Source organism: Myxococcus sp. AM011 (genome assembly GCF_013372595.1).
Classification (GTDB): Bacteria; Myxococcota; Myxococcia; order Myxococcales; family Myxococcaceae; genus Myxococcus; species Myxococcus eversor.
This window is the reverse complement of sequence record NZ_JABXEM010000332.1, coordinates 1-11,131: the sequence shown is the minus strand read 5'-3', so window position 1 is coordinate 11,131 and position 11,131 is coordinate 1. Positions and strand designations below refer to the sequence as shown.

9 protein-coding genes are annotated in these 11,131 nt (G+C 70.6%); all 9 read left to right on the top strand.

Annotated features, from left to right (window positions below; translation table 11 throughout):
• Positions 1–129: 129 nt before the first annotated feature.
• The 9 genes from HUW62_RS41950 (at position 130) to HUW62_RS41910 (ending at position 10,960) form a co-directional block, all read left to right on the top strand.
• A complete protein-coding gene (locus tag HUW62_RS41950) occupies positions 130–2,979 on the top strand; it encodes a TonB-dependent receptor (protein ID WP_163863648.1) in 2,850 nt (949 codons plus the stop codon).
• A 3-nt stretch (positions 2,980–2,982) separates the two neighbouring features.
• Entirely contained in the window at positions 2,983–3,432 is a 450-nt protein-coding gene (locus HUW62_RS41945; protein ID WP_163863650.1) for a GNAT family N-acetyltransferase, read from the top strand.
• A 146-nt stretch (positions 3,433–3,578) separates the two neighbouring features.
• A complete protein-coding gene (locus tag HUW62_RS41940; protein WP_240356181.1) occupies positions 3,579–4,805 on the top strand; it encodes a nitronate monooxygenase family protein in 1,227 nt (408 codons plus the stop codon).
• A 115-nt stretch (positions 4,806–4,920) separates the two neighbouring features.
• On the top strand, positions 4,921–5,331 hold the full coding sequence (locus HUW62_RS41935) for a hypothetical protein (protein WP_163863652.1): 411 nt from the start codon (positions 4,921–4,923) through the stop codon (positions 5,329–5,331).
• Positions 5,332–5,371: 40 nt separating this feature from the next.
• Positions 5,372–7,696 carry a hypothetical protein gene (locus tag HUW62_RS41930; RefSeq protein WP_176437619.1) on the top strand — a complete coding sequence of 775 codons (2,325 nt, stop codon included), beginning with the start codon at positions 5,372–5,374 and terminating at the stop codon, positions 7,694–7,696.
• A 56-nt stretch (positions 7,697–7,752) separates the two neighbouring features.
• A complete protein-coding gene (gene gloA / locus HUW62_RS41925) occupies positions 7,753–8,139 on the top strand; it encodes a lactoylglutathione lyase (protein ID WP_176437618.1) in 387 nt (128 codons plus the stop codon).
• A gap of 98 nt (positions 8,140–8,237) precedes the next feature.
• Positions 8,238–9,077: an NAD(+) diphosphatase gene (gene nudC, locus HUW62_RS41920; RefSeq protein ID WP_163863657.1), complete on the top strand. Its 840-nt coding sequence runs from the start codon at positions 8,238–8,240 to the stop codon at positions 9,075–9,077.
• A gap of 81 nt (positions 9,078–9,158) precedes the next feature.
• A complete protein-coding gene (locus tag HUW62_RS41915; protein ID WP_176437617.1) occupies positions 9,159–10,091 on the top strand; it encodes an oxygenase MpaB family protein in 933 nt (310 codons plus the stop codon).
• 176 nt (positions 10,092–10,267) lie between these two features.
• Entirely contained in the window at positions 10,268–10,960 is a 693-nt protein-coding gene (locus tag HUW62_RS41910) for a radical SAM protein (RefSeq protein ID WP_163863661.1), read from the top strand.
• The last annotated feature ends 171 nt before the right edge of the window (positions 10,961–11,131 follow it).

Here is an 11,131-nt window from a genome sequence, read left to right as displayed (position 1 = left end):
TCCCCGAAGTGGAACCCCACCCCATACCGCGTGTCCACTCCTTCCTACCCAGAGGGTCTGACATTCGGCGGCCCACCCAAAGGCCCCCATGGACCTGCCATTCCATAGAAGGAAGAATGTCACCGCCCCATGCTTCCTTCTCGCTCTGGCCTTCTCGTCTTGTCACTCCTGCTCCTGTCCGTGCCCGCGTACGCGGACAACAACGCCGACGAGGCGGACATCGCCTTCGAGCTGGGCAACGACGCCTACGCCAAGGGCCAGTACACCGAGGCCCTGCGCTCCTACTTCACCAGCTACCGGCTGGTGCCCAACCGCAACGTGCTCTTCAACATCGCCCGCTGCTTCGAGGCGCTGGGCAAGTTCAACGAGGCGTACCGCTACTACAACGACCTGCTCACCGAGGACCTGCCCACGGAGGACGCCTCGGAAGTCTCGCGCTCGTTGGACCGACTGCGCCCCAAGGTGGCGCTCGTCAAGGTCACCACCGTCCCCAAGGGCGCGGACGTCTACGTGGACCGCATGGACCTGGGCAGCCGGGGCCGCTCGCCACAGACGCTCGCGCTGTCACCCGGCCGTCACAAAATCATGGTGAAGAAGGACGGCTACCGTCCCACCGAGGCCACCGTCACCGTGGCGCGCGGCCGTGAGACGGAGCAGACCTTCGACCTGTTCCTCATCACCGGCGGCGTCGAACTGACCGGCACCCCCGAGGGAGCCGAGGTGCGCGACGCCCCCAACGGCCCCGTCATCACCAGGCTGCCCGGCCGCGCCCGCCTCCCTCCCGGTCAGCGCATCCTCTACGTGCGCGCCCCCGGCTACTCCCCCGGCCAGTACGTGGTGGACGTGCCCGCCGACGGCAGCGTCCCGCTCTCCGTGGCCCTGCGCGTCCAGGACCGTCCCTCCGGCCGGCTCGTCGTCACCGCCAACCGCGACGGCGCCACCGTGCGCGTGGACGGCAAGCCCGCCGGCTTCACTCCCACCGTCGTCACCCTCCCCGAGGGCGAGCACGCGCTGGAGGTGGAGAGCCGCGAGGTGCGTCCGCTGCGCCAGAAGGTGACCGTCGTGGCCGACCAGGAAGTGAAGATTCACGCGGAGCTGCGCTACGCGCCCCCGCCCGTGCGCGCCGCGTCCAAGAGCCTGGTCGCCGTGGACGACGCTCCCGCCTCCACCACCGTGCTCACCCAGGAGGAACTGCGCGCGTTCGGCTGGCGCACCCTCGCGGAGGCGCTCGCCGGCGTGCGCGGCTTCTACCTCACCGACGACCGGACCTATACGTACCTGGGCGTGCGCGGCTTCTCGCCCCCCGGAGACCTCAACACCCGCGTCCTCATCCTCTGGGACGGCCACGCCATGAACGACGTGTGGGCCGGCCAGGGCTACGCCGCCCACGACCTCAACGTGGACCTGATGGAGGTCGAACGCATCGAAGTCGTGCGCGGCCCGGGCAGCGCCCTGTACGGCACCGGCGCCTTCTTCGCCGTCATCAACGTGGTGCCCCGCGAGTCGCTCGGCCCGGACAACCACCTGGAAGTCACCGGCGCGGTGGGCGCGCTGAACACCACGCGCGGACACGCCACCGCGTCCTGGGAGGACGGCAATCGCTCCATCCTGGTGAGCGCCGCGGCGCTGACGGCCTCCGGCGCGGACACCACGCTGCTGCGACGCGCGGACCCCGCGCTGGGCGACCTGCTCGTCACCGGGCTGGACGCGGAGCGGGCCGCCACCGCCTCCGTGCGCGCCCGGCTGGGAGACTTCTCCTTCCAGGGCCAGCTCAACGTCCGCTCGAAGGAGCTGCCCACCGCCCCCTACGGCACCGTGCCGGGCGCGGAGGGCAACACCGTGGAGGACCTGCGCGCCTTCGTCGAGGCGCGCTACGAGCGTGAGTTCACCGAGCGCTTCAGCCTGTCCGGGCGCGCCTCGTTCGACCTCAGTCGCTACGAGGGCCTCTATGTGTACCCGGAGAGCGCCGGCGGCTCCAACAAGGAGGGCGGCGCGGCGGACTGGGTCAGCGGCGAGCTTCGCGCGCGCGTGGGCATCTTCGAGGGCAACCGCCTCACGCTCGGCGTGGAGGCGCAAGGGCAGCTCAGCGTGCGCCAGACGGCGAGCGACATCCCCCTGGAGACGAAGGCGCGCACGCTCCTGTCCGCGTACCTGCTCGACGAGTGGAAGGTGCACCCGCGCCTGAGCCTCTCCGCGGGCCTGCGTCTGGACAAGTACCTGGACCTGGACACCACCCCCATCACCCCGCGACTGGCCATCATCGCGAGGCCCTACGACGCGGGCCTCACCAAGCTGGTCGCCGGCCGGGCCTTCCGCGCGCCCAACGTCTACGAACTCTACTACGCGGACGGCATCACCCAGGCGCCGCCCGCGTCCCTGGAGCCGGAGACCATCACCACCTTCGAGCTGGAGCACTCGCACGACCTCACGGACGAGCTGCGCCTGTCGGTGGCCGGCTACCACAACCGCATCTCCAGCCTGGTGCAGCTGCGCACGGACGACGCCCCCTCGGCGGATTGCGGCGGCTCTCCGTGTCTGCGCTTCGTCAACGACGGCGGCACCACGCTGGCGTGGGGCGCGGAGGCGGGCGTGCACTGGCAGCCGGGACGCTGGCTGCTGGTGGACGTGAGCTACTCATACGTGACGCTTCGCAACGCCGCGGACGTGGTGGCCTCCGCGTCACCCGCGCACCTGGTCTCCGGGCGACTGCTGATGCCCGTGGGCAACGGCGACATGCGGCTGGCCACCCAGGCCACCTACCAGAGCGCTCGGCCCACCGGCGCCGGCGGCGCGGACAGCGGCGAGGCCCTGCTCGTCGGCTTCGGCCTCTCCGGTGACTACGGCCCGCTGCGCTACTTCGCCGGCGTCCACAACCTGCTCGACTCCGACTACCAGATTCCCGTGTCGGACGAGAATTCCATCGCCCCCGTGCCGCAGTACGGACGCACCTTCACCCTCCAGCTCACGGGGACCTTCTGACGCATGAGCGAGCCCGAGCTCGAGTTCACCTTCATCCAGCCCGGACACGCGCTCTACGAGGCGGAGCTGGAGCTGCGCTTCCGCGTGCTGCGCGAGCCCCTGGGCCACACGCGGGACGCGGTGAAGTTTCCATTCGAGGCACAAAGCCTCCACCTGGTCGCCCACCGGGGTGACAGCGTGCTCGGCTGCGTGCTCTTCAACCCCGAGGACTCGCACGGAGGACGTCTGTTCCAGATGGCGGTGACGCCCCACCTGCAGGGGCAGCGCCTGGGTGCCCGTCTGGTCGAAACGTTGGAGGCGGAGCTGGTGCGACGGGGCATCACCCACGTCCACCTCCACGCCCGGCAGCCGGTCGTGCCGTTCTACGAACGCCTGGGCTATTCCGTGTATGCGGAAGCGTTCACGGAAGTGGGGATACCCCACCGACACATGAAGAAGTCACTCGCGACGTAGACGCGGCCCGGGTGCTCACCACCCGACACCGGCGAATGTCTTCGAGCACCCGGGGGGCCCTCCGCCACCTCGTCCCCTGACCTCAACGGCCAGGGGATGCTGGTAACCTTTGCGAGAGGTCAGCGGGCCAGCGACACCGAGGAGACATGATGAACGGAACGAACGACGGACGCGCCGCGCCCCCTTCCCACCGGGCCGGCCCCTCGGGGGGTCCTGGGGACAGCGAGCTGGATGACGAGGGCTCTCCTTCCGAGTCGGACGAAAGCCGCGCGCCTCGACGTCCTCCCATCCACGTCCTCGAGGACAACACGCTGCACACGCGGCTGACGCGGGACCTGGGCGTGCACTACCCCTTCGTCAGCGCGGGCATGGCCTTCGTGGCGCTGCCGCCGCTGGTCATCGCCGTGTCGGAAGCGGGAGGCATCGGCATGCTCGGCTCCGCGCCGGAGCCCGCGCCCTTCCTGCGCTCGCGCATCCAGGCCATCCGCGCCGGCACGCAGCGCCCGTTCGGCGTGGACTTCATCCTCGACCGCGCGCGGGCGGGGGACTTCACCACGCGCGAGCACATCGACACGTGCATCGCCGAGCGTGTTCCGGTGGTCGCCTTCCACTGGGCCCTGCCGCCCGCGGAGTGGGTGAAGGACCTGAGGGCCGCGGGGACGAAGGTCTGGGTGCAGGCCAGCTCGGTGGAGTTCGCGAAGGAGGCGCTGGCGCTGGGCATCAACGGGCTCATCGCGCAGGGCCGCCAGGCGGCGGGCTACAACAAGGGCACCACGCCCACGCTGCAGCTCGTGCGGGAGCTGCGCGCGCTGGTGGGGGAATTGCCGCTGCTCGCCGCCGGTGGCATCGCGGACGGGTTGAGCGCGGCGCGGGCGCTGTTCCACGGCGCCGACGGCGTCTGGGTGGGAACGCGCATGGTGGCCTCCGTGGAGGCGTACGCGCACCCGGGCTACAAGCAGCGCCTGGTGGACGGCGACGCGCGCGACTCCGACTTCACCACCCTCTTCGGCCCCGAGTGGTCCGGTCCGCGTCAGCGCGTGCTGCGCAACCGCGTGGTGCGTGAGTGGGCGGGCCGTGAGGCACGCGCGCCGACGAACTCCACCGACTCCATTGGAACCACGCGGCTGTACCCGGGGCTGACGGGCGGCGATGCGCTCTACACGATGCCTCGCTTCAGCGCCTTCGTGCCCACGCCCGACACGCAGGGCGACCTGGAGGAGATGGTGCTGCCCGCCAGCGGCTCCAGCATGGCGCGCATCGAGAGCGTGCAGCCCGCCGGACAAATCGTGGTGGAGATGATGGAGGGCGCGCATCGGCTGCTGGCGAACCCGTACGAACTGGAAGCCGACGCCGACGAGAACGACCGCTCCTGAGTCGAGGTGCCCGGCGGACGGCGCCCTGGTGCTCCGCCCGCCGCCCTTCCGGCTGAATCGGGTGAAGCGCTCGGGGAAGTTGGAGTAGGAACCCACGGCAGGACAGGTGGGTGCCATGACGATGACGACGACACAGGCGCGCTGGAAGCGCGTGGCGGTTTCGGGCTGGGTGGCCCTCGCGCTGTGTGGCGGAGTGGCGGTGGCGCGGGCGGTGACTTCGGAGGTGAGGACGCCCTCGCGGCGCCTGTCCGCCGACGAGCGCGTCCTGCTGGGCCGGGCCGCCGCCGAGGCGGAGCCCCACTGGCGTCGGCGTTCCATGCACTCGTTCCCCGGAGACCACTGGTCCCAGGACGACGACTTCGGCGCATCGGAGCGTGGCTGGGTGATGAGCGAGGCGCGCAGGCGCGACGTGCCGGTGACGGACGTGTTCGACGCCATCGACTCCGAGCTGCGCTCTTCGGCCCCCATCCTCCCGCCGCGCAAGGCCTCCGCCAGCCCGTGCAAGCCCCGTCCGTTCTACGACTGATGCCCGGCACCCTCCCGCCTCCCCGCGCGCGCCCTCCCGTATGACGACCTCCTCCCACGGACTGCTCCGCGCCGCCCACCGCGCCGCCTCGCTCACCAGCGTGCGCCTGGCCCTCTTCGGCGTCCTCGCGCTCGCCGCGTGCTGGCACTCCCTGTCGCTCGCTGGAGGGATGAATGACTTCCGCGACTCGCACCTGCTCGACTCGTACGAGGACGCGGGCACGCGCAGCGTGACGCACTACGGACAGCTCCCGCTGTGGAACCCCTGGTCCTGCGGTGGCCAGTACGCGCTGGGCAGTCCGCAGACGCGGGTCTTCTCTCCCACCGTGGTGCTGTCCTCGCTCGTGGGCCCACGCCGCGCGGAGCCGCTGTTGCTGTGGGTCTTCCTCGTGCTCGGCATGGAGGGCTTCTTCCACTACGCCCGACGACGCACGGGCTCCGCGCTGGGCGCGCTGGGTGCGGCTCCTCTCTTCGGACTGATGGGCTTCACCGCGCTGTCCTGGGCCATCGGCTGGCTCAACTTCGCGGGCTTCCTCCTGCTGCCGTGGCTGCTCGTCGGCACCCGGCGCGTCATCGAAGGGAAGCTGTCCGGCGTGGCGCTCGTGGGCGGCGTCTTCGCGCTGCTCTTGAGCTTCGGCGGCACCTACCCCGTGCCCATGGGCGCCCTCTTCGTCACGCTGGAGACCGGCCGCGCGCTGTATGGGCTGCGCGGGCCGCGCGATAGGGCCAGACGGAACAGGGCGCTGTGGGCCCTGGGCGCCACCGCCTGCTTCACCCTGGCCGCGTGCGCCTTCCGGCTGTGGCCGCTCATCGAGACGATGCGCTCCTCACCGCGCGTCATGGCGGGCACGCCGGGCAACGCCCTGGAGCCGCTGGCGAAGATGCTGCTCCAGCTCCCCGCGCGCTCCGGCTACAGCGACCCGGGCAACTTCTACTTCGCGCCCGTGGCCCTCGCCCTCGCGCTGCCCGCCCTCGCCTTCGCCCGACGCCGCGCGCTCTATCCCGCAATCATGGCGGGCCTGTGCGCGTGGATGGCGGCGGGCTACTCGGCGAAGCCTTCGCTGTTCGCGGGGCTGCGCACGCTCCCCATCTTCGAGACGTTCCGCTACCCCGAGCGCTTCCTCGTCCCCACCAGCTACTTCCTCGCGGAGCTGGCCGCGCTGGGGCTCGCCGTGTTGCTCACGCGCACGTGGCGCTCGCCCTCGAAGTGGACCTGGGCCGCGGTGGCCGCGTGCGCCGTGGCCTTCGCGAGCTGGGGCTTGCAGCTTCGCGCCTTCGACAACCTGTCGCGCTGGGCGCAGATGACGGCGATGCCCGCCGAGCGAGAGCAGCCCTTCGCCCAGGCGCGCGGCAATCGCTGGTCCCAGGGACACCTGCTCGCGCTCAACCGGGGCTCCATCGCCTGTGGCGAGGCGTGGCCCGTGCCCATGTCCGCCAGCCTTCGTGGAGACTTGAGCGCCGAGGAGTACCTGGAGGAGCCAAGCGCGGGCACCGCGAAGCGCGTGGAGTGGACGCCCAACCGCGTGTCCGTGGACGTGGAGGCGACGCGGCCCACCGTGCTGCTCGTCAACCAGAACTGGCACCCGGGCTGGAAGTCGTCCCAGGGCGAGGTCGTCTCGCGGGATGGCCTGCTCGGCGTGCGCGTGCCGGAAGGTCACCACCAGGTGGTGCTGAGCTTCCTGCCCCGCTCGGGAATCGGTGGCGCAATCGTGTCCGGGCTCGCGTGGGCTGGGCTCGCGTTCCTCGGGTGGCGCGGGCGCCGTGGGCACGCGCTCCGATGGCCCGTCGCGATGAGCGTGTTCTCCGTGCCCATCGTCACGTGGCTCGTGCTCGGCATGGCGTGGCACGAGCCCGTGGCGAAGGCGGAGCCGCGCAATGCGGATGGCTCGCCGCTGACGGTGCCGGCGCTGCCTCCCCAGGCCAAAGCCGTGGACACGCGCTTCGAAGTCCCGGTGGAGCTGGTGGGCGCGGAGGTTCCCGCGGAGCCGGACGCGGAGGGAATCCTCCCCCTGGTGCTCCACTGGCGCACGTCCGCGCCAGTGCCCCGCTCGGTGGGCGTCTTCGTGCACGTGGTGTCGGCGGAGGGCCAGCGCATGGGCTCGGACCACGCGGTGGTGGGCGGCACGTGGTTCTTCGCGGACGCACCCCGGGACACGCTGCTGCGCGACGCCTTCTCCCTCTCCACCCGAGGCTGGAGGCCCGGCGAGTGGAAGGTGCTGGTGGGCCTGTGGCACGCGGGAGGCGACCAGTCCCGCGTCAACGTGCTGGAGCCGAGCGGACAGCCCGTGTCCGAAGGCCGCGTGTACGTGGGGACGTTCACCGTTCCACGGAACGTCCGGGCGAATGAGTCCTCCGTGAACCCGTAGTCCGGGAGCCGACAACGCGCCGAGACGCGAGGCGCTCCCGGGGTTATGAAGCGCGCATGCGAATCCTGCACACCATGTTGCGCGTTGGAGACCTGGAGAAGTCGCTCGACTTCTACACGCGGGTCATCGGAATGAAGCTGCTGCGCCGCCACGACTACCCCGACGGCAAGTTCACCCTGGCCTTCGTCGGCTTCGGCCCCGAGGACACCCACCCCGCGCTGGAGCTGACGCACAACTGGGGCGTGGAGAAGTACGAGCTGGGCACGGCCTACGGCCACGTGGCGCTCGGCGTGCCGGACATCCGCGCGACGTGCGATGCGATTCGGCAGGCCGGTGGCAAGGTGGTCCGCGAGCCGGGGCCGATGAAGCACGGCACCACCGTCATCGCCTTCGTCGAGGACCCGGACGGCTACCGCGTGGAGCTCATCGAAAAGGGCATCTAGCCCCCACGCCGGAGAGCGCCACGGGTGCGCGCCGCCCCTCCCCGGCGCTCATCACAACGAAGCCTGCGTGGCCCGTCGCGGGCCATTAAGGTGGCCGGGTGAGCCCCAGCCCTTCTTCGTTCCTCCCCAGCCACGAGCCCCCCGGCCGACCGCGCGACGGCGCCCTGCTCTTCCTCTCGCGCGGCATGGAGCTGCTCATCACCGAGCAGGAGGGCGCAATCAACCTGCCCACCGGCTCCGCGTTCCCCCAGCTCGCCGAGGCGGCCCACTACCTGGGCGCGCTGGATGGCGTGGACTGCTACGCCGCCCCGCTGCCCCGGGACTTCGCGGCGCCGGAGGGCATGACGCTGGTGCCCGCGCGCTCGCTCTACAAGCGGCTGGACGAGGTGCGCTTCGCCGTCGCCGGCCGCGCGCTCGCCATCGCCGAGTGGGACATCCAGCACCGCTTCTGCGGACGCTGTGGCCAGCCCACCCAGCTCGTCGCCGGAGAGCGCGCCCGTCGCTGCACGGTGGACAACACGCCGTTCTACCCGCGCATCTCCCCCGCGATGATTGTGCTCGTCACGAAGGGCGACACCATGCTGCTCGCGCGCAACTCCACCCTGCCGGAGCCCATGTTCAGCACGCTCGCGGGCTTCGTGGATGCGGGCGAGTCGCTGGAGGAGTGCGTCGCGCGCGAGGTGAAGGAAGAGGTCAACATCGAGGTGAAGAACATCCGCTACTTCGGCTCGCAGCCGTGGCCCTTCGGGCGCTCGCTCATGGTGGGCTTCACCGCCGAGTACGCGGGCGGCGACATCCAGGTGGACGGCAAGGAGATCGCCGAGGCGCACTGGTTCCACCCCGACCAGTTGCCCCGCGTCCCGCCGCGCCTGAGCATCGCCCGGCACCTCATCGACGCCTTCATCGAGCGCGTGAAGGGCCCGGCGCACAAAGGCTGACAGCGGCCCAGGGGTGCCAATAAGCAGGCCTTCGCGCCATCAGTTAGCGTCCCTCCCGCCTTCTCCGCAGGAGGGACCCGGATGAATCGCTTCGCGCTGCGCGACCGTACCGACAGCCTCGATGCCGTGACTCAGTACGAGGACATCGTTCGCATCCTCACCACCCAGGAGTTCCCCTGGGACATCACCCAGGCGCTCAGCTTCGCGCTGTTCCGCACCTACGCGGTGCCGAGCATCGGCGTGCTCCTGCACGAGACGCGGGAGTTCAACGAGCGCACCCAGAAGCGCTACGACGACACCGTGCTCGTCCTCGACGCCATCCTCGAGCACGGCATCGCCAGCCCCGTTGGACACAGCGCCTTCCGCCGGATGAACCAGATGCACGGCGCCTATGCCATCTCCAACGATGACATGCGCTACGTGCTCTCCACCTTCGCGGTGTGCCCCATCCGCTGGGTGGGCGAGTTCGGCTGGCGGCCCTTCACCTCCAACGAAGTGGAGGCGTGGACCCACTACTACCGTGAGATGGGCCGCCACATGGGCATCCAGGACATCCCGAAGACGCACGCGGACTTCGTCGCGTACCTGGACGGCTATGAAGCGAAGCACTTCGCCTTCGATGCGCGCGGTCAGGCCGTGGCCGACTCCACGCTCGAGCTGCTCACCACCTTCCCGCCGTCCCACCTGGCGCCCAAGAAGCTCGTGAAGCTGTTCGCGCGCACCCTCATGGAGGACGCGTTGCTGGACGCGTTCCACTACCCGCGCCCCTCCGCGCTCACCCGGAAGGTGTTCCGCTCCGCGCTCCAATTGCGCGGGAAGTTCGTGCGCTACGCCCTGCCCCCACGCGAGGTCCCCAAGTTCGGCCGCGAGAGCGTCAACCTGCGCACCTACCCGAAAGGCTACGTCGTCGAAGAGCTCGGCACCTTCCCCAAGACGTGCCCCGTGCACCACCACCGCCCGGCTCCCGCCGAGGAAGCGGCGCCCGCCAGCGCCCAGGGGGCAGGCGGTTCCTGAGCCCGGACGGCCGCAAGTCCCCCAGATTCCACGCACTTCGCCGCACGCCGGGGCGGGTGCGCGGACCCGGGAATCCCCGGCCGCCCCCGAAACGTTGGCTCCGGATTGGGGTGGCGGCTTGACCTCCCGGGCTGACTGGGGTTGAAGCGCCGCTCCCTTCGCCTCACGAAGAAGCCATGCCCGCCGCGCGCCCCCACATCGAGCCCCGCCTCGTCCCCACCGCCGACTCCGTGGTGGTGAAGGAGATCTACCTCTCTCTCCAGGGCGAGTCCTCGCACGCCGGCCTGCTGTGCGCCTTCATCCGCCTCACCGGCTGCCACCTGCGCTGCACCTATTGCGACAGCGAGTTCTCCTTCCACGGCGGCGCGCGCCGGAAGAACGCGGACGTCCTCGAGGAAATCAAGGCGCTGCGCACCCCGCGCGTGGAAATCACCGGCGGCGAGCCCCTGCTCCAGCCCGGCGTCTACCCGCTGATGCAGTCGCTGCTCGACGAGGGCTACACCGTGCTGCTGGAGACCAGCGGCGCCATCGACGTGCGGCTGGTGCCCGCCGCCGTGCACAAAATCGTCGACATGAAGACGCCGTCCTCGGGCGAGGCCTCGCGCAATGACCTGCGCAACTTCGCGTCGATGAACGCCAACGACGAGCTGAAGTTCGTCATCGGCTCACGCGAGGACTACGACTGGTCCAAGGCCCTCATCACCGAGCACCGGCTGGCCCAGAAGCCCTTCGCGCTCTTGTTCTCCACCGTGTTCGACAAGCTCCACCCGCGCGAGCTGGCCGAGTGGACCATCGAGGACCGGCTCCCCGTCCGCTTCCAGCTCCAGATGCACAAGTACCTCTGGGAGCCGAACGCGCGCGGCGTCTGAAGCCCGCCGCCTCAGCCTCGGTCGCCGGACGCGGCGAAGTACAGCCAGCCCCAGAACAGCAGCCACGCGGACAGGACCCCCAGGGTCAGCCAGCCCAGCACGTACGCCACCCGCGCGGGAACCCGTCCCTTCGCGGGGCTCTCCCCCCGGCGGATGCGCCCCGCCTCCCGC